The following is a 22,684-nucleotide window of genomic DNA, read 5'->3' as shown; positions in this document are numbered from 1 at the left end:
GCCAACCGGCGCTGCGGCGAAGTCAGCAGGCTCTTTGCCGGGCATGTTACCCCAAGGCCTGCATCAGGTGAAGACGGAACGCCGTTTCATTGTCCGCAGCGGGCCAAAAATCCGCAATATTTCCCCCTTATTGAAGTGAGCCATCGGTCACACTTCCGCAAAGTAAAAAATAACTCATTGTTTAATATCAATAATTAAAACCTCATCGCCTTTGATTTAGCGCAACGAACGTCATATTATTTTTGAAATTGAATTTCGCATGTTGAAATTTAAAGGCCAGATACTCACCAGCGGTTTAGCTGATTTGCCCGGCATCTTCGCACGGGCGCAACACCAGGGGCGCATCACATGACTATCGATAATGCGGCACAGCCCATCCTTACCCTCAGCCACATCGTCAAACGATTTGGCGGCAACGTGGCGGTCAACGACGTCAGCCTGCAGGTGATGCCGGGCGAGGTTCTGGCGCTGCTGGGCGAAAACGGCGCCGGCAAATCGACGCTGATCAAAGTGCTGGCGGGCGTCTACCCGCGCGACGGCGGCGATATTCGTTTTCAGGGCGCAAGCATCACCTCCGCCGCCGCGATAAAAAGCGCCAGCCGCCAGCCGATCGCCTTTATTCATCAGGATCTCGGCCTGATTGAATGGATGACGGTGGCGGAGAACATGGCGCTGGTGATGGGGTTTCCCCGCCGCTTTGGGTTGATCGACTGGCGCGCCATTCGCCGCCGGGCGGCGCAGGCGCTGCAAGACGTCGGCATCGCGCTCGATCCCGATGCGCGCGTCTTCGAACTCTCGCGCACCGAAAAATCGCTGCTGGCGATCGCCCGCGCGGTGGCGGTCAATGCCGAGCTGCTGGTGCTGGATGAACCGACCGCCTCCCTGCCCGCCAACGACGTGCGTCATCTGTTCGCCGTGATCAACCGGCTGCGCGCCAAAAAGGTCGGCATGATTTACGTCACCCACCGCCTGGACGAAGTGATCGAAATCGCCGATCGGGTCTGCGTAATGCGCGACGGGCGCTATGTCGCCGGCGGCCGCACCGCCGACTACTCGCTGCGCGATCTGGTGCAAACCATCGTCGGCGAAGCGATGGCGGACGATCAGCGCGAACCGCTGCCGGAACATCGTCCGCCGGTGCTGCAGCTCGATAGCGTCACGGTGGGCGACATCGGCCCGGTGAGCTTCGATTTGCAGCCGGGCGAGATGCTGGCGCTGGCCGGCCTGCGCGGGGCCGGGCAAGAAGAGATTGGCCGGCTGCTGTTCGGGTTGCGCCAGGCCGACGGCGGCGCGATTCGGTTTCGCGATCGGCCCTATCAGGCGAGCTCCCCACAGCAGGCGATGGCCTGCGGCGTTTCGCTGGTCGCGGGCGATCGCACCGGCGAAAGCCTGGTGATGTCGATGAGCGTGCGTGAAAACCTGTTTATCAACCCCTGCGCCAGCGGCCACCGGCTGCTCTCCCGCTACGGGCGGCGAGCGGAGATCGGCGCCAGTTGGTGGAAGGTGCAGCTGTTCGACGTACGCCCCAAGGACGTCAATATCGATATCAGCGCGCTGTCCGGCGGCAACCAGCAAAAGGTGGTGATGGCGCGCTGGATGCATCTGGGGGCGCCGCTGCTGATCCTCGAAGATCCCACCGCCGGCGTGGACGTCGGCGCGCGAGCGGAAATCTACCACCTGCTGAATAAATCCCTGGCGGAAGGCGTGGCGGTGCTGGTGATCTCCAACGATTTCGAGGAGATCGCCCATATTTGCAACCGCGCACTGGTATTCAACCGCGGGAAAGTGGTCGGCGAGCTGAAAAATCAGCAGGTGTCATTCGCCAATTTATTGGAGCTGGCCTCTGCCAGCACCGGGGAAAGCGTCGCAATCACGTCAGAATCCGAGGTAGGCCATGTCTAAAACATCCGTTAAATCAACCGCGTTGGAGCAGCGCGTCAGTCTGGCGCAGGACGGCGCCGGCCCGTGGCTGATGCAGGTCCTCACCCGCTATGGCCTGCTGCTGCTGTGCATCGCGCTGGTCGTGCTGTTCTCACTGCTCACCCCCTCCTTCGCATCAATGCTGACGCTGCAGGCTATCTTGTCGAGCAAGGCCAAAATCGCCCTGTTGGCGCTGGCGGCGACCATCCCGATGATCGTAGGCAAGATCGATCTTAACGTCGGTTTCGGCATTGTGCTGTGGCACATTCTGGCGATCACGCTGCAGGTGGAATACGGCTTCTCCTGGCAGATGGCGGTGCTGACGGTGCTGGCGATCTCGGCGCTGTACGGGTTGCTGAACGGCATTCTGGTGGCGCTGGCCGATATCGACAGCTTCGTCGCCACTCTCGGCTCCGGCACCGTACTGTACGCCATTGCCCTGTGGCACTCCGGTGGGCGGCAGATCGTCGGCGACTTGCCGGATGCCTTTATCGCACTGCACCACACCGAGATCGCCGGCATTCCAATCGTGGCGTTTTACGTGCTGATCGTCGCGGTGGTGCTGTGGCTCATCACCGAACACACCCCGCTCGGCCGCTGCATGTATGCGGTGGGCGGCAACCCGGCGGCGGCGCGCCTGAACGGCATCTCGGTCAACCGCTTTACCATCGGCGCCTTCATCGCCTCCAGCGTGCTCACCGGTTTCAGCGGCGTGTTGATCGCCGCCGAACAGGGCGTCGGCCAGGCCAGCGTCGGCATGGACTATCTGCTGCCGGCGCTGGTCGGCGCCTTCCTCGGCAGCACCACCATTCGCCCAGGGCGCGTCAACGTCTGGGGTACCGTGGTCGGCATCGCCATTCTGGCTATCGGCATCGCCGGCATTCAGCAGTTCGGCGGCGAATTCTGGGTCGAGCCGCTGTTCAACGGCGCGACGCTGTTGCTGTCGATCACCCTGGCCGGCTATGCCCAACGCCGTCGGCTGCTCAATCAGAAAGCGGTACAACGCAGCCAGGCGACGCCGGCTGACAACAACAATCAGACAGCGACCCACCCTTAAACCAGGAGCACACCATGAAACGCATTTGGCTGTTACCGGGGTTCACCACATTCTTGCTCGCCGCATCGCCGGCCTGGGCCGACGCCTATCTCGATCAGGCCACCGCCGCCGTCGCGAAGGCTACCGCCAGCGCCACCCAGTGGGACGGCCCCACCAGCGGCCCGCAGCTGCAGGCCAACAAGAAGATCATTTTTATCGCCTCCGACATGAAGAACGGCGGCGTGCAAGGGGTGCAACAGGGGTTGAGCGAAGCGGCGAAAGCCGCCGGCTGGAAGCTGGAAACGCTCGACGGCGGCGGCTCGGTGAAAGATCAGCTGGCATCGCTCAATCAGGCCATCGCCCAAAAACCGGACGGCATCGTGATCGGCGGCTGGAACCCTAACGTCGCCAAGATCCCGCTGAAAAAGGCCGTGCAGCAGGGCATCGTGCTGACCGCCTGGCACGCGGTGCCGGAACCGGGCCCCATCGCCAAATACAACGTGTTCTATAACGTCACATCGGATTCCAACGAAGTGGCGCGCATCGCCGCGCAATACGCGGTGGTGCAATCCGGCGGCAAGGCGAGCGTGTTGATCTTCACCGACTCGCTGTACCAAATCGCCTTGGACAAGGCCAACGTCATGAAAGAAGAGATCGCCAAATGCAGCGGCTGTACGCTGCTGGAATTCATCGACACGCCGCTGGCCGATACCGCCAACCGCATGCCGGCGATGACCTTCAGCCTGCTGCAGAAGTACGGCGACAAATTCCAATATGCGCTGGCGATCAACGATCTGTACTTCGACTTTATGGCGCCGGCGCTGAAGACCGCTGGCAAAGGCGGCAAGAACGCACCTTACAACGTATCGGCCGGCGACGGTTCGATCTCCGCTTATCAGCGTATCCGCTCGGGCGACAGCCAGTCGGCGACGGTGCCGGAACCCTTGAAGCTGCACGGTTGGCAACTGCTGGACGAATTCAACCGCGCCTTCGCCAAGCAGCCGCCTTCCGGCTACGTCACCCCAGCGCATCTGGTGACCCGCGACAATATCGCCGCCGACGGCGGCGCCAATAACCTGTATGACCCGCAAAACGATTACCAGGGCCACTACAAAGCGATCTGGGGCGTGAAGTGAACGGCGATTCATTGCACGCACACGCCCGGCTCGAGCGCCTGTGTTCGCCGGCGATCTGGGCCGAGGGGCCGGTCTGGCTGCCGCAGGAGGATGCGGTGGTGTTCAGCGACGTGAAAGGCAATCGCATGTTCCGCTGGTCGCGCCGGGGTGAGCTGACCCTATACCGCTCGCCGTCGCACTACGCCAACGGCAATGCGTGCGACGGCGAAGGGCGCGTGGTCAGCTGTGAACACGGGCGGCGCGGCATCAGCCGCACCGAAAGCGATGGCGAGGTGCGCCTGTTGATCGATCGCGTCGACGGCAAGCGCTTTAACTCGCCGAACGACGTGGCGGTGCGTTCCGACGGCACCCTGTGGTTCACCGATCCGCCCTACGGCATCATCGGCGACGAAGAGGGCTACAAATCAGAAAGCCAGGTAATCGGCTGCTATCTCTACAGCTTCGATCCACGCGACGGTTCGCTGACTATCGCCGCCTGCGACCTGCAGCGCCCAAACGGCCTGGCGTTTTCACCGGATGAAAAATGGCTGTACGTCGCGGACATGTCGATCGTGGATTTTCCGACGCTGGGCCGCCGCGAGCTGCGCGTCTATGCGGTCAACGGCCGCGAGCTGGAAGCCGGCCGCCGTTTTGCAACGGTGGGGCCCGGTTTTCCGGACGGCTTCTGCGTCGATCGAGCCGGCAATCTGTTTTGCAGCTGTGCCGACGGCGTGCTGGTCTTTGATCCACAGGGGCGACAGATCGACAAAATCAGCGTGCCGGAACGCGTCTCCAATTGTACCTTCGGCGGCCCGAACGGCGATGAACTCTATATCACCGCCACCACCTCGCTCTACCGCATGGTGCTGAACACCCGCGGTTAGCCGGGATCTCGCAAGACGCAGGGTGGGTTTCGATCCGCCCTGCTTTGTCACGTCTGAAGCACGCCATCTCCACCAAAATGTGGCGACGATCACAAAATCACCACTCAATTTTAACGTCATGTTTTTCATGAATAATTTTACTCCCCCTTGCTTTGACTTCCCTGAATCGCCGGGATAGCATTTATTTGAAATGCAATTTCGTATATTGAAATTTAGCGAACCAAAAACAGGCGATTCGCACAGGTGGAGATCCGGCATGAGAGTGAGTTACAGCGAGTTAAAACACCAATTCAAACGCGTGCTGCTGGCGCGCGGCGTGGCGGAGCACACCGCCGATGACTGCGCCGGCATGTTCGCCGACACCACCGCCAGCGGCGTTTATTCCCACGGCGTTAACCGCTTTCCGCGCTTTATTCAGCAGCTGGACGCCGGTGATATCGTGCCGGACGCCGAACCCAGCAAACTGTTGTCTCTGGGGGCGATCGAGCAATGGGATGCGCACCAGGGCATCGGCAACCTTACCGCCCGCCGCATGATGGATCGCGCCATGCAGTTAGCCGACGATCATGGCATCGGCCTGGTGGCGCTGCGCAACGCCAACCACTGGATGCGCGGCGGCGGCTACGGCTGGCAGGCGGCGGAGAAAGGCTATATCGGCATTTGCTGGACCAACTCGATCGCCGTGATGCCGCCGTGGGGCGCCAAAACGTGCCGTATCGGCACCAACCCGCTGATCGTCGCCGTGCCCGGCAACCCGATCACCATGGTGGACATGTCGATGTCGATGTTTTCCTACGGCGCGCTGGAGCTGAACCGGCTGGCGGGCAAAACCCTGCCAGTGGACGGCGGCTTCGACAACGACGGCCACCTGACCCGCGATCCGGCCACCATCGAAGAGAATCGGCGCATTTTGCCAATGGGGTATTGGAAAGGATCGGCGCTGTCGATCGTGCTGGACATGATCGCCACCCTGCTGTCCGGCGGCGCCTCGGTGGCGGAAGTGACGGAAGATCACCGCGACGAATACGGCGTCTCGCAGGTGTTCATCGCGATTGAGATAGACCGGTTGATCGACGGCGACAGCCGCGATCAAAAACTGCAGCGCATCATGGATTACGTCACCAGCGCCGAACGGGACAACCCCGACGTCGCCATTCGCCTGCCGGGCCACAAGTTCCCGCGCATTCTGGAAGAAAACCTGCGCGACGGTATTCCGGTCGACGAACGGGTTTGGGCGCGCATTCAGGCGCTGTAACGGGAGGATCATCATGATATTCGGCCACATCGCCAACACCGCGCCCGAGCAGTACCCAGCGCCGGTCGCCAACGCCGTCGCCTATCTGCAGCGCACCGATTTCAGCGTCTTGCCCGCAGGGCGCTATGAAGATCCCGCCACCGGCTACGTGGTGCAAGTGCTGGATCTGCATACCCAACCGCCGGATGCGCTGCGCCCGGAAGTACACCGGCAAAACGTCGACGTGCAGTTTCTGGTCAGCGGTACCGAGCTTATCGGCGTAGCGGCGGACAACGGCGACAACGTCATTCATCAGGAACTGCTGGCGCAGCGCGACATCCTGTTTTATCAGAACGTCACCGACGAATCCTGGCTCACGATGCGGCCCGGCAACTTCGCGGTATTTTTTCCGCAGGACGTGCATCGCCCGGCCTGCATTAACCAACGCCCCTGCGCGATACGCAAGGTGGTGGTGAAGATACCGCTGGCGTCGTTTAGCGCCTGATAGACGCAACACCCGTAACGATAACAACACCGGTCCATGAGGCCTGTGCGGGCGCCCTTGCGCCCAAATCAAGCAAAACAATAACGCCCGACCCTACAAAAAGCGAACATCGAAAGAGGTCCTTATGAATACAGCCTCCGTTTCCGTCAGCCAAAGCCAGGCGATACCCAAGCTCCGCTGGCTGAGGATCGTGCCGCCTATCCTCATTACCTGCATCATTTCTTACATGGACCGGGTCAACATCGCCTTCGCCATGCCCGGTGGCATGGATGACGAACTCGGCATCACCGCCTCGATGGCCGGGCTGGCCGGCGGCATCTTCTTCATCGGTTACCTGTTTCTGCAGGTGCCCGGCGGCAAGCTGGCGGTATACGGCAACGGCAAGAAATTCATCGGCTGGTCACTGTTGGCCTGGGCGGTGATCTCGGTACTGACCGGCCTGGTCACCAACCAGTACCAGCTGCTGTTCCTGCGCTTCGCCCTCGGCGTTTCCGAAGGCGGCATGCTGCCGGTGGTGCTGACCATGATCAGCAACTGGTTCCCGGATAAGGAGCGCGGCCGCGCCAACGCCATCGTCATCATGTTCGTACCGATCGCCGGCATTCTCACCGCCCCGCTGTCGGGTTGGATCATCACCGCCTGGGACTGGCGCATGCTGTTCCTGGTGGAGGGCGCTCTCTCGCTGGCGGTGATGGCGCTGTGGTATTTCACCATCAGCAACCGGCCCCAAGAGGCCAAATGGATCTCGCAGGCGGAAAAAGAGTATCTGGTGAAGACCCTGCACGACGAACAGCTGCTGATCAAAGGAAAAACGGTGCGCAACGCCTCGCTGCGCCGGGTGCTGGGCGACCGGATCATGTGGCAGCTGATCCTGGTGAATTTCTTCTACCAGACCGGTATCTACGGCTACACCCTGTGGCTGCCGACCATTTTGAAAGGGCTGACCCACGGCGATATGGAGCAAGTGGGCCTGCTGGCTATCTTGCCCTATATCGGCGCCATCTTCGGCATGCTGATCATCTCCACCCTCTCCGATCGCACCGGCAAGCGCAAAGTCTTCGTCGCCCTGCCGCTGGCCTGCTTTGCCGCCTGCATGGCGCTGTCGGTGCTGCTGAAGGATCACGTCTGGTGGTCTTACGCTGCGCTGGTCGGCTGCGGCGTGTTTATTCAGGCGGCGGCCGGGGTGTTCTGGACCATCCCGCCCAAATTGTTCAACGCCGAAGTGGCCGGCGGCGCGCGCGGCGTGATCAATGCGCTGGGCAACCTCGGCGGCTTTTGCGGCCCGTATATGGTCGGCGTCCTGATCAGCCTGTTCAGCAAGGATGTCGGCGTCTACAGCCTGGCGGCCTCGTTGGCGATCGCCTCCGTGCTGGCGTTGATGCTGCCCAATAAATGCGACCACAGCGCGAGGAGCGAATGATGGAATATTGGCTGGGGCTCGACTGCGGCGGTACCTTCATCAAGGCGGGTTTATACGACCGCAGGGGCCATGAACACGGCGTTGCGCGGCGCAATCTGGCGATCGTCGCGCCGCAGCCCGGCTGGGCCGAGCGCGATATGGCGTCGCTGTGGCGCACCGCCGCCGACGTGATCCGTGAAGTGCTGTCCGCCAGCGGCGTCGCCGCCGGCGCCATCCAGGCCATCGGCATCTCGGCGCAGGGTAAGGGGGCGTTTCTGCTGGATAAGCAGGGGCAGCCGCTGGGCAACGCCATGCTCTCTTCCGATCAGCGCGCGCTGGCGCTGGTGCAGGAATGGCAACGGCAGGGCGTGCCGCAGGCGCTGTATCCGCAAACGCGCCAAACGCTGTGGACCGGGCACCCGGTCTCGCTGCTGCGCTGGCTGAAGCGGCATCAGCCGGAACGTTACGCCCGCATCGGCAGCGTGCTGATGGCGCACGACTACCTGCGCTATTGCCTGACCGGCGAGCTGGCCTGCGAAGAAACCAATATCTCCGAATCCAACCTGTATCAGATGCGCAGCGGACGCTATGACCCGGCGCTGGCGCAGCTGCTGGGTATCGGCGACATCATGCCCGCCCTGCCGACGATTGTCGGTTCGGCCGAGATCGCCGGGCGCGTCGCGGCAAACGCCGCGGCCATCACCGGCCTGCAAACCGGCACCCCGGTGGTCGGCGGGTTGTTCGACGTGGTGTCCACCGCGCTGTGCGCCGGACTGCAGGACGAAACCCGACTCAATGCGGTGATGGGGACCTGGTCGGTCACCAGCGGCATCACCGACGCCATCGTCGAGGGTTTCGATCATCCCTTTGTCTATGGCCGCCACGCCGAAAACGGCCAATACATCGTGCACGAAGCCAGCCCCACTTCCGCCGCCAACCTGGAGTGGTTCTGTCACCAATGGGGGCTGCAGGACTACGACCAGCTTAACCGCTGGGTCGCCGCCCTGCCGAAAGCCGCCGGCGATCTGCTGTTCGCCCCTTTCCTGTATGGCTCCAACGCCGGCCTGGGGCTGAGCGCCAGCTTCTACGGTCTGCAGGCCTTCCACCAGCGCGAGCACCTGGTGCAGGCGATCTACGAAGGCGTGGTGTTCTGCCACATGACGCACCTTAACCGCATGCGCCGGCGTTTCCCTGAGGCACAGGCGCTGCGCGTGACCGGCGGCCCCGCCAAATCCCTCCCCTGGATGCAAATGTTCGCCGACGTCAGCGGCCTGCCGGTTGAGCTGCCGCAGGTGGAAGAAACCGGCTGTCTGGGCGCGGCGATGGCGGCCATGGTCGGCAGCGACGTCTTCAACGATTTCACCGCCGCCCAGCACCGGCTGGCGCCGCGTATCGAGCGGCTGCTGCCTGATGCGGCCGCTGCCGAAGCTTACGACAACAAACACCAACGTTATCAGGCGCTGATTGCTGCATTGCAACATCTGCAGTCCGCCAACAAGGAGGCCCCATGAGCACGAAACCGCGCCTGCAGCTGGCGCTCGATCAAACCCGTTTGGATACGGCGCTGCGCACCGCCGAGACCCTCAGCCCCCATGTGGACATCATCGAGGCCGGTACCATTTTGTGCATCAGCGCCGGCATTCAGGCGGTTAGCGCGCTGCGCGAGCGCTGCCCGCAGCACACGCTGGTGGCCGACCTCAAGGTGGCCGACGCCGGTGCGACGCTGGCCGAGCAGGCCTTCGGCCAGGGCGCGAACTGGATGACGGTGATCTGCGCCGCGCCGTTGGCCACCATGGCCAGCGCGCGGGAGGTCGCCGAGCGTCACGGCGGTGAAATCCAGATCGAACTGTTCGGCCGCTGGACATTGGAGGATGCGCGGCAATGGCGCGGCCTCGGCATCCGCCAGGCGATCTATCACCGCGGCCGCGACGCGCAGGCCAGCGGGCAAACCTGGGGCCGGCAGGATTTGGATCGGATGAAGGCGCTGTCCGATCTGGGCATCGAGCTGTCGGTGACCGGCGGCATCACGCCCGCCGACCTGCCGCTGTTTAAAGAGATCGCCGTCACCGCCTTTATCGCCGGCCGCGCGCTGGCCGAGGCCGGCGATCCGCCGGCGGCCGCCAGGCAGTTCCGCACCGCCATCGATGACATCTGGAGATCATGATATGCGTCAGCACCCGTTGGGAATTTACGAGAAAGCGCTGCCGAAACACCTGAGCTGGCCCGAACGCCTGGCGCTGGCCAAGGCTTGCGGCTTCGACTTCGTCGAAATGTCGGTGGACGAAAGCGATGAACGTCTGGCGCGCCTGAGCTGGAGCAAAGCTCAGCGCCTGGCACTGGTGGACGCCATGCTGGAAACCGGCATCCGCATTCCGTCTATGTGCCTCTCCGGCCACCGGCGCTTCCCGTTTGGCAGCCACGATCCGGCGCTGCGACAGCGCGCCTTCGACGTGATGGAACAGGCCATTCAGCTGGCCAAAGATGTCGGTATCCGGACGATCCAGCTGGCCGGCTACGACGTGTATTACGAAGAGCAGGACGAGGGGACGCTGGCGCGCTTTAGCGAAGGCATGCAGTGGGCGGTAGACCGTGCCGCCGCCGCCCAGGTGATGCTGGCGGTGGAAATTATGGATACCGCCTTTATGAACTCGATCGGGAAATGGAAAGCCTGGGACACCCTGTTGGCCTCGCCGTGGTTCACGGTGTATCCGGACGTCGGCAACCTCAGCGCCTGGGGCAACGACGTGCCGCGCGAGCTGGAGCTGGGCATCGATCGCATCGCCGCCATTCACCTGAAAGACACCTACCCGGTCACCGCCACTTCGCCGGGGCAATTCCGTGACGTGCCGTTTGGCGAAGGCTGCGTCGACTTCGTCGAGGTGTTTCGCACGCTGCAGCGCCTCAATTACCGCGGCGCATTCCTGATTGAGATGTGGACAGAAAAAGCCGAGGAGCCGGTGGCCGAGATCGTTCAGGCCCGCCGCTGGATCGAACAGAAAATGCAACAAGGGGGCATGACATGCTGACTCAGTTAAAACAACAGGTGCTGGAGGCCAATCTCGATCTGCCGCGCCATAAGCTGGTGACCTTTACCTGGGGCAACGTCAGCGCGGTGGATCGCGAACGCGGTCTGGTGGTGATCAAGCCTTCCGGCGTTGAATACGAGCATATGACGGCGGAGGATATGGTGGTGGTCGATCTGGCCAGCGGCCGCACCGTCGAGGGGGCAAAAAAACCGTCGTCGGACACCGCCACCCATCTGGCGCTGTACCGCGAATTTGCCGATATCGGCGGCATCGTCCACACCCATTCGCGCCACGCCACCATCTGGGCGCAGGCCGGGCTGGACATCCCCGCCTGGGGAACCACCCACGCCGACTATTTTTATGGCGCGATCCCCTGCACTCGCCTGATGACCCAGGATGAAATTGAGCACGATTACGAACTGGAAACCGGCAACGTGATTATCGAAACCTTCCGCCGGCGCGATATCAATCCCAACGCTATCCCAGCGGTACTGGTCAATGCCCACGGCCCCTTCGCCTGGGGCAAAGACGCCCACAACGCGGTGCATAATGCGGTGGTGCTGGAAGAAATTGCCTACATGGGCATTTTCTCGCGCCAGCTGACGCCGGGCATTCACAGCATGCAGCGCGAGCTGTTGGACAAACACTATCTGCGCAAACACGGCCAAAACGCCTACTACGGGCAGTAGGGCCGCCGGGGCCCCAGCCGTTGCACCCGATGCTTTGCCGCATCGGGTGCAACGGGCATGAGGCGCAGTGTAGCGAAAACCGCATTCGCTCATCGACGCGAAATTCGCTATCATCCGCACCCACCCTCCAGCCGGCCGCCCGATGTCTACGATCACCGATACCTTTATCGCCCCGTCATGCCATGACCAAATAGAGATCCTCTATCAGGACGATCATCTGGCGCTGATCAATAAGCCGGCCGGGCTGCTCAGCCTGTCGGGCAAGAATCCGCAGAATCTCGATTCGGTACACCATCGGCTGGTACAGATCTTCCCCGGCTGCGCCCTGGTGCACCGCCTGGATTTCGGCACGTCCGGGTTGATGGTGGTGGCCCGCAACAAGGCCGCCAACGCCGCGCTCTGCCGGCAGTTCAGCGAGCGCACCGTCAGCAAAGTGTACAGCGCGCTGCTCTGCGGCCATCTGGCGGATAACGAAGGGATCATAGACGCGGCAATCGCCAAAGATCCGGCGCTGTTCCCGCTGATGTCAATTTGCGCCCTCCACGGCAAACCCGCCCGCTCCCACTATCGGGTCGTCGAGCGTTTTTATCGTGAAGCGGAGGGCGGGATCTCGCTGCCGCTGACGCGGGTGCAGCTCACCCCAGAGACTGGGCGCACCCACCAGCTGCGTATTCACAGCCGGCAGTTGGGCCACCCTATTTTAGGCTGCGATCTGTATGGCGGGCGTCTGCTGCCGGGTACCGAACAGACGCCGCGGCTGATGTTGCACGCCAGCGAACTGGACTTTGTGCACCCCATCAGTGGAGAGCGGATCGCCGCTCGTCACGCCGCGCCGTTCTGAACGCGGCTTACCACATCAAATCGTCAGGCACTTTGAAGTCGGCGTACGGATCGTCTTCATCCTGCTCTTCCTGACTCAGCGCGCTGTGCAGCACAATGCTGGCCGCATCGCGCTGCGCGATTTTATCGGCGACGCTCGCGGGGATAATCGCGTATTCACACTCTTCGCGGTTCTCGACCACCAAGCGGGCAATGGCGAGACGGCCATTGATCAGCTGGGTCTGCGTCGCCTTATCCACCAGGATTTTCTTGATCAGGTTACCGTCGGTGAAGTTGAAACCGATATCGCCTTTCGCCAGGACGATGCGGTTCATCTCGATCAGCTGCTTCACCTGCGCCTTGTATTCTTTGGACAGCGCGGCCTGCTTTTGCTGTTCGCTCAGCTGCTTATCGCGCTCAAGCTGTGCTTTTTTGTTCTCTTCCACCGCCTCTCTGGCCTCACGGGCCTGAACGCGTGATTTTTTAGCCGTTCTTTGGACTTTGGCCATTTTCTTGCTGGTAACCAAGCCCGCTTTGAGCATCTGCTCTTGTAAGGTGAGTTTTGTCATGTTCGTGTCTGAAGCCGTGGGGTCATGGGGGGATTATACCCGTAATTTTTCAGGCTGCACCAGGTTGCCGGCCCGTACGTTGGCGGTTTGCGCCGCAGGGCAACGGCGGCAAACCGGCCCGAACGCCAGATCATGAATACCGCTCATGTAGTAATGAAATTAAGTCTCTTTCACTCCCATCGGGACTCTGGCAAAAATAGACCTCATTAACGACAGACAATATGAAATCGGCTGAATAAAAAAAGAGAAAAACAACCCATTGAAAGAAATGGATAAATCCAGCCTTCATATCATATAACAGGATGCTATAAGACGATGAATAGAGACTTTGCCTTTACGATTAAGAGCAGTTCTTTCGATGAAGATTATAACCCTTCTGAAAGTACGCGTATCACCACCAACTTCGCCAATTTGGCCAGAGGGGAAAACCGCCGGGAGAACCTGCGCAACACGCTGGTGATGATTAACAATCGCTTCAATTCGTTGGCGCATTGGGATAACCCCAAGGCCGACCGCTATTCGGTTGAGCTTGAAATCATTTCGGTTGAGATGCGCGTTGAAGATCAGGGGGCCAGCTTCCCGGTGATTGAAATCCTGAAAACCAACATCATTGATAAAAAAACGCAAAAGCGTCTTGAGGGCATCGTCGGGAATAACTTCTCGTCTTACGTGCGCGATTACGACTTTAGCGTCTTGCTGCCGGCGCACAATAAAAACACGGCGGAATTCAACATTCCGGATGATTTCGGCGATTTGCACGGCAATATCTTTAAGCACTTCGTCAATTCAAACGCATACCATGAGAATTTCAGCAAACCGCCGGTGATCTGCCTCAGCGTGTCCAGCAAAGACACCTATCATCGGACGGGCAATCAACATCCGGTGTTGGGCGACGAGTATCGGCAAGACGGCGCTTCGCTGACCGACCGGTATTTTAAAAAAATGGGCCTGCAGGTGCGCTACTTCATGCCGAAAAATAGCGTTGCGCCCCTGGCGTTTTATTTCCCCGGAGATTTGCTGAGCGATTACACCGATCTGGAACTGATCGGCACCATCAGCACGATGGAGACCTTCCAGAAAATCTATCGGCCTGAAATTTACAATGCCAACTCGGCGGCAGGGCAATGCTATCAGCCAAGCCTGAATAACCAGGATCATTCATTAACCAAGATTGTTTACGATCGCGAAGAGCGTAGCCGGTTAGCGATTGAGCAGGGGAAATTTACGGAAGAGCAATTTATCCAGCCCTACAAGTCCATTCTTGAGCAATGGTCTGCTCACTACGCGCTTTGATTCACTCAAATACAGGTCATCTATTATGAAAATATTGCTCCCTACGTCGACCGCCGGCAGCTTGCCTAAACCTTCCTGGCTGGCCCAGCCGGAAACCCTGTGGTCGCCCTGGAAATTGCAGAATGAAGAATTAATCGAAGGGAAACAGGACGCCTTGCGTTTGTCGCTGGCAGAGCAACAACAGGCCGGCATCGATATCGTCAGCGATGGCGAGCAAACGCGCCAGCACTTCGTCACGACGTTTATCGAGCACCTCAGCGGCGTCGATTTCGAGAAACGCGAAGTGGTTAAAATTCGCAATCGCTATGAGGCGAGCGTGCCAACCGTCGTGGGGGCGGTCGCGCGCCAAAAGCCCGTTTTCGTTGAAGACGCCAAATTTTTACGCCAGCTGACCAAGCAGCCGATTAAATGGGCCCTGCCGGGGCCGATGACCATGATCGACACGCTCTATGACAACCACTATAAAAGCCGCGAAAAATTGGCCTGGGAATTCGCCAAGATCCTCAATCAGGAAGCCAAAGAGCTCGAGGCCGCCGGCGTCGACATTATTCAGTTTGATGAGCCCGCATTTAACGTGTTCTTTGACGAAGTGAATGACTGGGGCATCGCCGCCCTGGAAAGGGCCGTTGAGGGGCTTAAATGTGAAACGGCGGTGCATATCTGCTATGGATACGGCATTAAGGCCAACACCGACTGGAAAAAGACGCTGGGCTCTGAGTGGCGGCAATACGAAGAGGCGTTCCCCAAGCTGCAAACGTCTACTATCGATATCATCTCGCTCGAGTGCCATAACTCGCACGTCCCGATGGATCTGCTTGAACTGATTCGCGGTAAGAAAGTGATGGTTGGCGCCATTGATGTGGCGAATCATACCATTGAGACGCCGGAGGAAGTGGCCGCTACGCTGCGCAAAGCGCTGCAGTTTGTCGATGCCGACAAGCTCTACCCGTCGACCAACTGCGGCATGGCTCCCCTGCCTCGCCAGGTCGCCAGCGGCAAGCTGAATGCCTTGAGTGCGGGTGCCGAGATCGTGCGCCGGGAACTGCTGGCCAAATAACCTTGCCAAACGCCCACCGCAGGTACCTCCTGCGGTGGGCGATGATCATCGCCTCCCTCTCCCCGCAACGCCCCCCCCTCTGGTGTATACTCGGGTTTCTACGCGATGCCAGCCACAGCGGCCTGAACGGCCCCTCAGCCAGCCCACACCAGCTTAATAACAGTGGAACCCTCATGAGCCCAGATACCGCTCGCATCAGCGAAATCATCGATCGCGCCAGGATCTCGCCTTATCAAATCCTCATCCTTACCCTGTGTTTCCTGATCGCCCTGCTGGACGGCTTCGATACCGCCATCATCGGCTATATCGCCCCGGCGCTGCGTGAAGAGTGGGGCCTGCAACCCTCGCAGCTCTCTCCCGCCTTCGGCGCGGGGCTGTTCGGCCTGCTGATCGGCAGCCTGCTGTTCGGGCCGATCGCCGACGCCATCGGCCGCAAACGCGTGCTGCTCGTCGCAGTGCTGGTGTTTGGCGGCTGCACCCTGGCTTCGGCCTATACGCAATCGATAGAATCCCTGACCTTGCTGCGCTTCATCACCGGCATTGGCCTCGGGGGGGCGATACCGACCTGCATTACCCTCAGCTCGGAGTACTCACCGGCGCGCCGCCGCATGCTGATGGTCACCCTGAGCTGGAGCGGCTTTACCGCCGGATTGGCCCTGGGCGGCCTGCTGGCCGGGCAGATCATTCCGGCGTTCGGCTGGCGCGGCGTGCTGCTGGTCGGCGGCCTTGCACCATTGGCGCTGCTGCCGCTGCTGGCCTGGCAGATGCCCGAGTCGGTACGCTTTATGGCCGCCAACGCCAAACATGCCGATCGGCTGCGCCGGGTGGTCGAGCGTATCACCGGCCGGCGTTGGACGGGGGTCACCATCGTCGATGACGAACGCCCGGCACAGGCCAAGTCGCCGATCTCGCACCTGTTTATCGAAGGGCGCGCCGTGCGCACCCTGTTGCTGTGGGCGGCGTTCTTCTGTTCGCTGTTCGTGTTCTACCTGCTCACCAGCTGGCTGCCGACGATCCTCAAAGACGCCGGTTACGATATCGCCCACGCCTCGCGCATCGGGGCGATGGTGCCGCTCGGCGGCACCCTGGGCGCCATCCTGATGGCGCTGCTGATGGACCGGGTCGGGCCCTACCGCGTGCTGGCCCTCTCCTACCTGGGCGCCGCGCTGGTGATCGGCGCGACCGGGTATCTGATGGGCGACGTCTATACGCTGGCCGCCGTCGTGTTCCTGATTGGCTTCGGCGTGGCCGGTGCGCAAAACGGCCTGAACCTGGTCTCCGCCACCCTTTACCCGACCGCAGCCCGCGTGACCGGCGTCAGCTGGGCCATGGCCAACGGCCGCTTCGGTTCGATCGTCGGCTCGATGCTCGGCGCCTGGATGATGACCGCCGCCGGATCGGCGGAAGTGTTCTTCCTCTGGCTGGCGCTGCCGGCGCTGCTGGGCGCGGTCGCTATCTTCCTGCTCTATCGCCTCAGCCTGCACCGCCGCACATCGCTCTCCACGCCGGTCGCCGGCGCCTGAGCTCGCGGAAAAGAAAAGGCCGAGACGCCTTCGATAGCGTCTCGGCCTGTAATGAAAAAAGGGGCCAAGGCCCCCTTCTCTGTTATTCCGCCTTGGCGGAAGCGTCTTCGGTGCGATACAGGTGCACGTCCATCTGCGGGAACGGAATGCCGATGTTGTGGGCATCCAGCGCGCGCTTGAAGTTTTCCATCAGATCGAAGTACACGTTCCAGTATTCCGCGTTGGTGGTCCAGGAACGGGTGACGAAGTTCAGGGAGGACGGCGCCATCTCGTTCAGGCGCACGGTCACGCCTTTGGCGTGCATGATGCGCTTGTCGGCGGCGATCACGTCGCCCAGCACCTTCTTCACCACGTCGATATCGGCATTGTAGGCCACGCCTACCACGATATCCACGCGGCGGTTCGGTTCACGGGAGTAGTTGATGATGTTGCCGGCGATGATTTTACCGTTCGGCACCACGATGGTTTTGTTGTCGGAAGTCCGCAGGGTGGTGGAGAAAATCTGCACCTGATCGACGGTACCGGCCACGCCGCCCAGATCGACATATTCACCCACGCGCAGCGGGCGGAAGATCACCAGCAGCACGCCGGCGGCGAAGTTGGACAGCGACCCTTGCAGCGCCAGACCGACGGCCAAACCGGCGGCACCCAGCACGGCGATCACCGAGGTGGTCTGCACGCCAACGCGCCCCAGCACCGCGATGAAGGTGAACGCCAGCACGCCGTAGCGCACGATCGCCGACAGGAAGTCTGCCACCGTGGCGTCGATGCCGCGCAGCTTCATCACGCGGTTCAGCGCATTACCGACCACGCGGGCCACGATCGAACCGATGATCAGGATAACGATGGCGGCGACGATATTCACCGCGTACTGGATCAACAGATCCTGGTTCTTCACCAACCAGTCGCCGGCACCGTTGATGCCGTCTACTACATTCAAATCTTTCATTCGTGTCGTCCTAACTCAGTCCCTAACGGGAGAAACTCGCAAAAATACACTGGCCTCGGCGGCCAGTAGGAAACCACCGCCTAAGGGTAACCAACATTAAAGGCTCATGCCAACCGTCAGCGTTAAAAATAGCCGAAACCGCCCGCCGCTTCTTCTATGCTGAGAACAGCGCGTTGGCCATTTCACGACAAGGGATCCGTTAATCATGCACATTCGCTCTTCGCTCAAACACTATTGGCAAGTGCGGCCCAGGCTGCTGTTTTCCGTCGGCGCAGGGCTGCTGTGCTTTCTGCTGCTGCCCGCCCAACTCTCGCTGCTGCAGCGCCTGATGATCGGCTGGAATACGCTGGCATGGCTCTACCTGCTGTTTCTCTGGCGGCTGATGCTGATCAGCACGCCGCAGCACATTCGCCAGATCGCCCGGCGGCAGGATGAAAGCGCCAGTATGGTGCTGACGCTGGTCAGCCTCGGTTGCCTGGTCAGTTTACTCGCGATCCTGTTTGAACTGAGCAGCGCCAAACAGGTGGCCGGCTCTCTGAAGACGCTGCATTTGCTGCTGACCGGTGCCACGCTGGTGGTCTCCTGGCTGCTGCTGCCGACCGCCTTCACCATGCACTATGCCCACCAGTTTTATCGCCAGGGTGCACAGCAGGATCCTTTGCCGCTGCTGTTCCCCGGCAACCTCACCGAGCCGACCTATCTGGATTTCGCCTACTTCTCCTTCACCATTGCGGTGGCGTCGCAAACCGCCGATGTGGCGGTCGGAGCAGCGGAGGTGCGTAAGGTCACCTTGCTGCAGTCGGTGATCTCCTTCGCGTTCAACATGCTGATCCTGGGCCTGTCTATCAACGTCGGCGCCGGCCTGCTGGGCTGAAAACGAAAAAGGCTCCCCGCAGGGAGCCTTTTGCATCGTGCAACAGGTGCCGAAGATTACAGAACGTCTACCGCGTTCAGATCTTTGAAGGCCTGCTCCAGACGCGTCACCATGCTGGTCTGCGCTGCGCGCAGCCATACGCGTGGATCGTAGTATTTCTTGTTCGGCTGATCGGCGCCTTTCGGGTTGCCCAGCTGGCCCTGCAGGTACGCTTCGTTCGCTTTGTAGTACTGCAGGATGCCGTCCCAGGTCGCCCATTGGGTGTCGGTGTCGATGTTCATCTTGATCACACCGTAACCCACAGACTCTTTGATCTCTGCGTCGGTAGAACCGGAACCGCCGTGGAACACGAAGTTCAGGCTGTTGTGCGGCAGGTTGAATTTCTTGGACACATAGTCCTGAGAATCACGCAGGATGGTCGGGGTCAGCTTGACGTTGCCTGGCTTGTACACGCCGTGCACGTTACCGAAGGAGGCAGCGATGGTGAAGCGCGGGCTGATGGCGTTCAGTTTTTCGTACGCGTAAGCCACGTCTTCCGGCTGGGTGTACAGAGCGGATGCGTCCATATGGCTGTTGTCCACGCCATCTTCTTCACCGCCGGTGCAGCCCAGTTCGATTTCCAGCGTCATGCCGATTTTGGCCATGCGCTTCAGGTAGGCGCTGCAGATCTCGATGTTTTCTTCCAGAGATTCTTCAGACAGATCGATCATGTGGGAAGAGAACAGCGGTTTGCCGGTAGCGGCGAAGTGCTTCTCGCCGGCGTCCAGCAGGCCGTCCAGCCATGGCAGCAGTTTCTTCGCGCAGTGGTCGGTGTGCAGGATCACCGGCACGCCGTAGTGTTCAGCCATCTGGTGAACATGGTGTGCGCCAGAGATGGCGCCCAGAATCGCTGCGCCCTGAGGCACATCGGTCTTCACGCCTTTGCCGGCGATGAACGCGGCGCCGCCGTTGGAGAACTGAACGATGACCGGCGCGCGCACTTTAGCCGCGGCTTCCAGCACTGCGTTGATGGAGTCGGTACCCACGCAGTTTACCGCTGGCAGCGCAAAGTTGTTCTCTTTAGCAACTGCGAAGACTTTCTGAACGTCATCACCCGTGATGACACCCGGTTTTACGAAATCAAAAATTTTAGACATGTTACTTTGTCCTGTTTCGTCGGCCGTAGATGGATGTAAATCGATGTTTTCACGCCGCGCAGCATTAGCCGCGCGGTATAAAACAAACGGGCGGCTTTCGCCTCCCGTTGTCTGAATTACTGCTTAGCGCGCTCTTCCAGCATCACGACTGCAGGCAGCGGTTTCCCTTCAACGAATTCCAGGAATGCGCCACCGCCGGTGGAGATGTAGGAAATTTTGTCAGCGATACCGAACAGATCGATGGCTGCCAGAGTGTCGCCGCCGCCAGCGATAGAGAAAGCGTCGCTATCGGCGATCGCGCGGGCGACAATTTCGGTGCCCTTACGGAAGTTAGGGAACTCGAATACGCCAACCGGGCCATTCCACAGAATGGTCTTGGCGTTCTTCAGGATAACGGCCAGACGCTCGGCAGAGACGTCGCCCATATCCAGAATTTGCTCGTTGTCCTGGATCTCGTTGGCCTGCTTCACGGTCGCGGTCGCAGTTTCGGAGAACTCGGTCGCTACACGCACGTCGGTCGGAACCGGGATGTCGCAGGTTTCCAGCAGTTTCTGCGCGTTCGGGATCAGGTCAGGTTCGTACAGGGACTGGCCCACGTTGTTGCCCTGCGCCGCCACGAAGGTGTTGGCGATGCCGCCGCCGACGATCAGCTGATCGGCGATTTTGGACAGGGAATCCAACACGGTCAGTTTGGTGGACACTTTAGAACCGCCCACGATGGCGACCATCGGACGGGCCGGGTTGCCCAGGGCCTTGCCCAGCGCTTCCAGCTCGGCGGACAGCAGCGGGCCGGCACAGGCGACAGGCGCAAACTTGCCCACGCCGTGGGTGGAAGCCTGCGCGCGGTGCGCGGTGCCGAACGCGTCCATCACGTACACGTCACACAGCGCCGCGTATTTCTTGGACAGGGCTTCGTCGTCTTTCTTCTCGCCCTTGTTGAAACGGACGTTTTCCAGCACCACCAGTTCGCCTTCGGCGACGTCGACGCCATCCAGATAATCCTTCGCCAGACGCACTGGGGATTTCAGGTGATCTTTCAGGTAGTTGACCACAGGCAGCAGGGAGAATTCTTCGTTGTACTCGCCTTCGGTAGGACGACCCAGGTGGGAGGTCACCATCACGCGGGCGCCTTGCTTCAGCGCAGCTTCGATAGTCGGCAGGGAAGCGCGGATACGCGCGTCGGAAGTCACTTTACCGTCTTTTACCGGCACGTTCAGATCGGAGCGGATCAGTACGCGTTTACCCGCCAGATCCAGATCGGTCATCTTAATTACAGACATGGTGAACCCTCTTTATTGAATCTCTATAAAATTGCCTGAGCAGCGCGCCTGTCACGCCGGCGCCGCCGTACTAGAAACCGCTGGCGGCCATTGCCCGTGTGGTATCCAACATCCGATTGGCAAAGCCCCATTCATTGTCGCACCAGACCAAGGTCTTTATCAGGTGCTGCCCGCTGACCCGGGTCTGCGTACCGTCGACGATAGCGCTGTGCGGGTCATGGTTAAAATCGATCGAGACCAATGGTAATTCCGTGTAGTCAACTATACCACGAAATGACTCCCGTGCGGCCTTTTGCAACAGCTGGTTGACCTCCGCCACCTTCACCGCGGCGCTCACGCTGACGCTAAGATCGATAGCCGTCACGTTGATGGTCGGCACGCGCACCGAGATAGCCTCGAAGCGATCGCAAAACTGCGGGAAGATACGGGTGATGCCCGCAGCCAGCTTGGTATCGACCGGAATGATCGACTGGCTCGCCGCACGGGTGCGCCGCAAATCCGCGTGATACGCGTCGATCACCGGCTGATCGTTCATCGCCGAGTGAATGGTGGTCACGGTGCCGGATTCGATGCTGTAGGCGTCGTCCAGCAGCTTGATCACCGGAATAATGCAGTTGGTGGTGCACGAGGCGTTGGACACGATGCGATGTTCCGCCAACAGCGTCTGATGGTTGACGCCGAACACGATGGTAGCGTCCAGATCGTTGCCGCCCGGATGGGCGAACAGCACTTTCTTCGCCCCCGCCGCCAGATGGGCTTCGCCATCCGCCCGGCTGCCGTACACGCCGCTGCAGTCCAGCACCACGTCGACGCCCAGCTCGCCCCAGGGCAACTGCTCCACCGCCGGCTGGTGCAACAGGCGAATCGCGTCGTCCCCGACGCTCAGCGTGTCGCACTCTTGCCGCACATCCCACGCAAAGCGGCCGTGGCTGGAATCGTACTTCAACAGATGGGCCATGCCTTCGGCGTTCGCCAGCTCGTTGATCGCCACCACGGAGATTTCCGCCCGTCGTCCCGATTCGTACAGTGCGCGCAATACGCTGCGGCCGATGCGGCCAAAGCCGTTTATCGCTATGCGGATGGTCATGCTGCTCCTGAAAAAGGGCCGTCCCCGCCGGGCTGACTCACCGGCGCCGGGCCGGCGCTGACTGGTTGTCTCACTAACCCGCATAGAGTAGTGGATCGCACCGCCCGCTGTGAATCGCCGCGTTTGCATTATTCCCGCGCTTCAGCGGCTTTTCGCCGCCGTCACATCGGCATTTCTGTCGAAGAGTGCTTCAACTGAAACGCTTCAGCTGAGCATAAACCAAAGTTTTGGCAAAAGGAACAGGTGCAACAGTTCCACAAGTAACGGAGGGGAGTTTTACGAGCATAAG

General features: G+C 60.6%; 21 protein-coding genes. 16 read left to right on the top strand and 5 right to left on the bottom strand.

Features of this window, described 5'->3' with window-relative positions; translation table 11 throughout:
• Positions 1 to 348: 348 nt before the first annotated feature.
• From EKL15_RS00170 to EKL15_RS00115, 12 genes are all read left to right on the top strand, one after another.
• Positions 349 to 1,902, top strand: a complete 1,554-nt coding sequence (locus EKL15_RS00170) for a sugar ABC transporter ATP-binding protein (protein ID WP_070913827.1) — start codon at positions 349 to 351, stop codon at positions 1,900 to 1,902.
• Complete coding sequence (locus EKL15_RS00165; RefSeq protein WP_016930014.1) at positions 1,895 to 2,977, top strand: ABC transporter permease; 1,083 nt, start codon at positions 1,895 to 1,897, stop codon at positions 2,975 to 2,977. Before EKL15_RS00170 ends, EKL15_RS00165 begins: the two co-directional genes overlap by 8 nt.
• A 14-nt stretch (positions 2,978 to 2,991) precedes the next feature.
• On the top strand, positions 2,992 to 4,092 hold the full coding sequence (locus EKL15_RS00160; RefSeq protein WP_025304163.1) for a substrate-binding domain-containing protein: 1,101 nt from the start codon (positions 2,992 to 2,994) through the stop codon (positions 4,090 to 4,092).
• Positions 4,089 to 4,955, top strand: coding sequence for an SMP-30/gluconolactonase/LRE family protein (locus EKL15_RS00155; protein ID WP_060441298.1), 867 nt, complete (start codon positions 4,089 to 4,091; stop codon positions 4,953 to 4,955). The genes EKL15_RS00160 and EKL15_RS00155 overlap by 4 nt, the downstream gene beginning before the upstream one ends.
• 256 nt (positions 4,956 to 5,211) lie before the next feature.
• Positions 5,212 to 6,210: a 3-dehydro-L-gulonate 2-dehydrogenase gene (gene yiaK, locus EKL15_RS00150; protein ID WP_064290724.1), complete on the top strand. Its 999-nt coding sequence runs from the start codon at positions 5,212 to 5,214 to the stop codon at positions 6,208 to 6,210.
• Positions 6,211 to 6,223: 13 nt separating this feature from the next.
• On the top strand, positions 6,224 to 6,694 hold the full coding sequence (locus tag EKL15_RS00145; RefSeq protein WP_100396851.1) for a YhcH/YjgK/YiaL family protein: 471 nt from the start codon (positions 6,224 to 6,226) through the stop codon (positions 6,692 to 6,694).
• 124 nt (positions 6,695 to 6,818) lie between these two features.
• Entirely contained in the window at positions 6,819 to 8,114 is a 1,296-nt protein-coding gene (locus tag EKL15_RS00140; protein WP_100396852.1) for an MFS transporter, read from the top strand.
• Positions 8,114 to 9,604, top strand: a complete 1,491-nt coding sequence (locus EKL15_RS00135) for an FGGY-family carbohydrate kinase (RefSeq protein ID WP_100396853.1) — start codon at positions 8,114 to 8,116, stop codon at positions 9,602 to 9,604. The genes EKL15_RS00140 and EKL15_RS00135 overlap by 1 nt, the downstream gene beginning before the upstream one ends.
• Positions 9,601 to 10,257 (top strand): 3-keto-L-gulonate-6-phosphate decarboxylase UlaD, encoded by a 657-nt coding sequence (gene ulaD, locus EKL15_RS00130; RefSeq protein WP_060422776.1) that lies wholly within the window; start codon positions 9,601 to 9,603, stop codon positions 10,255 to 10,257. The genes EKL15_RS00135 and ulaD overlap by 4 nt, the downstream gene beginning before the upstream one ends.
• A 1-nt stretch (position 10,258) precedes the next feature.
• Positions 10,259 to 11,119: an L-ribulose-5-phosphate 3-epimerase gene (locus tag EKL15_RS00125; protein ID WP_060422773.1), complete on the top strand. Its 861-nt coding sequence runs from the start codon at positions 10,259 to 10,261 to the stop codon at positions 11,117 to 11,119.
• On the top strand, positions 11,113 to 11,808 hold the full coding sequence (araD, locus tag EKL15_RS00120) for an L-ribulose-5-phosphate 4-epimerase (protein WP_043142679.1): 696 nt from the start codon (positions 11,113 to 11,115) through the stop codon (positions 11,806 to 11,808). The genes EKL15_RS00125 and araD overlap by 7 nt, the downstream gene beginning before the upstream one ends.
• A 142-nt stretch (positions 11,809 to 11,950) precedes the next feature.
• Complete coding sequence (locus tag EKL15_RS00115) at positions 11,951 to 12,649, top strand: RluA family pseudouridine synthase (protein WP_100396854.1); 699 nt, start codon at positions 11,951 to 11,953, stop codon at positions 12,647 to 12,649.
• A gap of 7 nt (positions 12,650 to 12,656) precedes the next feature.
• Here the strand turns inward: EKL15_RS00115 and EKL15_RS00110 are convergent, their stop codons facing one another.
• The gene (locus EKL15_RS00110) at positions 12,657 to 13,196 is read right to left on the bottom strand and encodes a DUF2058 domain-containing protein (RefSeq protein WP_025160208.1); all 540 of its coding nucleotides are present in this window, start codon (positions 13,194 to 13,196) and stop codon (positions 12,657 to 12,659) included.
• Positions 13,197 to 13,511: 315 nt separating this feature from the next.
• On the opposite strand from EKL15_RS00110, the gene EKL15_RS00105 reads away from it, so the two are divergent.
• The 3 genes from EKL15_RS00105 (at position 13,512) to EKL15_RS00095 (ending at position 17,069) form a co-directional block, all read left to right on the top strand.
• Positions 13,512 to 14,489: a DUF1852 domain-containing protein gene (locus EKL15_RS00105; RefSeq protein WP_100396855.1), complete on the top strand. Its 978-nt coding sequence runs from the start codon at positions 13,512 to 13,514 to the stop codon at positions 14,487 to 14,489.
• Positions 14,490 to 14,514: 25 nt separating this feature from the next.
• Complete coding sequence (locus tag EKL15_RS00100) at positions 14,515 to 15,546, top strand: methionine synthase (RefSeq protein ID WP_047729896.1); 1,032 nt, start codon at positions 14,515 to 14,517, stop codon at positions 15,544 to 15,546.
• Positions 15,547 to 15,719: 173 nt separating this feature from the next.
• Entirely contained in the window at positions 15,720 to 17,069 is a 1,350-nt protein-coding gene (locus tag EKL15_RS00095; RefSeq protein ID WP_100396856.1) for an aromatic acid/H+ symport family MFS transporter, read from the top strand.
• Between the two features lie 82 nt (positions 17,070 to 17,151).
• On the opposite strand, the gene mscS is transcribed toward EKL15_RS00095, so the two are convergent.
• A complete protein-coding gene (gene mscS / locus EKL15_RS00090) occupies positions 17,152 to 18,018 on the bottom strand; it encodes a small-conductance mechanosensitive channel MscS (protein WP_019455618.1) in 867 nt (288 codons plus the stop codon).
• A 205-nt stretch (positions 18,019 to 18,223) separates the two neighbouring features.
• Between mscS and EKL15_RS00085 the strand changes: the two genes are divergently transcribed.
• On the top strand, positions 18,224 to 18,892 hold the full coding sequence (locus EKL15_RS00085; protein WP_048234646.1) for a DUF1345 domain-containing protein: 669 nt from the start codon (positions 18,224 to 18,226) through the stop codon (positions 18,890 to 18,892).
• Between the two features lie 56 nt (positions 18,893 to 18,948).
• On the opposite strand, the gene fbaA is transcribed toward EKL15_RS00085, so the two are convergent.
• The 3 genes from fbaA to epd form a co-directional block, all read right to left on the bottom strand.
• Positions 18,949 to 20,028: a class II fructose-bisphosphate aldolase gene (fbaA, locus tag EKL15_RS00080; RefSeq protein ID WP_025304179.1), complete on the bottom strand. Its 1,080-nt coding sequence runs from the start codon at positions 20,026 to 20,028 to the stop codon at positions 18,949 to 18,951.
• A 116-nt stretch (positions 20,029 to 20,144) separates the two neighbouring features.
• Entirely contained in the window at positions 20,145 to 21,308 is a 1,164-nt protein-coding gene (gene pgk / locus EKL15_RS00075) for a phosphoglycerate kinase (RefSeq protein WP_084827177.1), read from the bottom strand.
• A 70-nt stretch (positions 21,309 to 21,378) separates the two neighbouring features.
• On the bottom strand, positions 21,379 to 22,395 hold the full coding sequence (gene epd / locus EKL15_RS00070; protein WP_004931582.1) for an erythrose-4-phosphate dehydrogenase: 1,017 nt from the start codon (positions 22,393 to 22,395) through the stop codon (positions 21,379 to 21,381).
• Positions 22,396 to 22,684: the final 289 nt, after the last annotated feature.

Origin of the sequence: Serratia sp. 4542, assembly GCF_016805595.1 — a bacterium.
GTDB lineage: Bacteria > Pseudomonadota > Gammaproteobacteria > Enterobacterales > Enterobacteriaceae > Serratia > Serratia nevei.
Note: the sequence above shows the minus strand (reverse complement) of the source record. Positions and strands in the feature narration are given on the sequence as shown.

What these genes read in the sequence shown, in the direction of transcription:
- EKL15_RS00115 (WP_100396854.1), top strand. Translation starts at nt 11,951, where the DNA reads ATGTCTACGATCACCGATACCTTTATCGCCCCGTCATGCCATGACCAA.
- araD (WP_043142679.1), top strand. Translation starts at nt 11,113, where the DNA reads ATGCTGACTCAGTTAAAACAACAGGTGCTGGAGGCCAATCTCGATCTG.
- EKL15_RS00095 (WP_100396856.1), top strand. Translation starts at nt 15,720, where the DNA reads ATGAGCCCAGATACCGCTCGCATCAGCGAAATCATCGATCGCGCCAGG.
- EKL15_RS00085 (WP_048234646.1), top strand. Translation starts at nt 18,224, where the DNA reads ATGCACATTCGCTCTTCGCTCAAACACTATTGGCAAGTGCGGCCCAGG.
- EKL15_RS00105 (WP_100396855.1), top strand. Translation starts at nt 13,512, where the DNA reads ATGAATAGAGACTTTGCCTTTACGATTAAGAGCAGTTCTTTCGATGAA.
- fbaA (WP_025304179.1), bottom strand. Translation starts at nt 20,028, where the DNA reads ATGTCTAAAATTTTTGATTTCGTAAAACCGGGTGTCATCACGGGTGAT.
- yiaK (WP_064290724.1), top strand. Translation starts at nt 5,212, where the DNA reads ATGAGAGTGAGTTACAGCGAGTTAAAACACCAATTCAAACGCGTGCTG.
- epd (WP_004931582.1), bottom strand. Translation starts at nt 22,395, where the DNA reads ATGACCATCCGCATAGCGATAAACGGCTTTGGCCGCATCGGCCGCAGC.
- EKL15_RS00160 (WP_025304163.1), top strand. Translation starts at nt 2,992, where the DNA reads ATGAAACGCATTTGGCTGTTACCGGGGTTCACCACATTCTTGCTCGCC.
- EKL15_RS00100 (WP_047729896.1), top strand. Translation starts at nt 14,515, where the DNA reads ATGAAAATATTGCTCCCTACGTCGACCGCCGGCAGCTTGCCTAAACCT.
- EKL15_RS00170 (WP_070913827.1), top strand. Translation starts at nt 349, where the DNA reads ATGACTATCGATAATGCGGCACAGCCCATCCTTACCCTCAGCCACATC.
- EKL15_RS00125 (WP_060422773.1), top strand. Translation starts at nt 10,259, where the DNA reads ATGCGTCAGCACCCGTTGGGAATTTACGAGAAAGCGCTGCCGAAACAC.
- mscS (WP_019455618.1), bottom strand. Translation starts at nt 18,018, where the DNA reads ATGAAAGATTTGAATGTAGTAGACGGCATCAACGGTGCCGGCGACTGG.
- EKL15_RS00165 (WP_016930014.1), top strand. Translation starts at nt 1,895, where the DNA reads ATGTCTAAAACATCCGTTAAATCAACCGCGTTGGAGCAGCGCGTCAGT.
- EKL15_RS00140 (WP_100396852.1), top strand. Translation starts at nt 6,819, where the DNA reads ATGAATACAGCCTCCGTTTCCGTCAGCCAAAGCCAGGCGATACCCAAG.
- EKL15_RS00110 (WP_025160208.1), bottom strand. Translation starts at nt 13,196, where the DNA reads ATGACAAAACTCACCTTACAAGAGCAGATGCTCAAAGCGGGCTTGGTT.
- ulaD (WP_060422776.1), top strand. Translation starts at nt 9,601, where the DNA reads ATGAGCACGAAACCGCGCCTGCAGCTGGCGCTCGATCAAACCCGTTTG.
- EKL15_RS00135 (WP_100396853.1), top strand. Translation starts at nt 8,114, where the DNA reads ATGGAATATTGGCTGGGGCTCGACTGCGGCGGTACCTTCATCAAGGCG.
- EKL15_RS00145 (WP_100396851.1), top strand. Translation starts at nt 6,224, where the DNA reads ATGATATTCGGCCACATCGCCAACACCGCGCCCGAGCAGTACCCAGCG.
- pgk (WP_084827177.1), bottom strand. Translation starts at nt 21,308, where the DNA reads ATGTCTGTAATTAAGATGACCGATCTGGATCTGGCGGGTAAACGCGTA.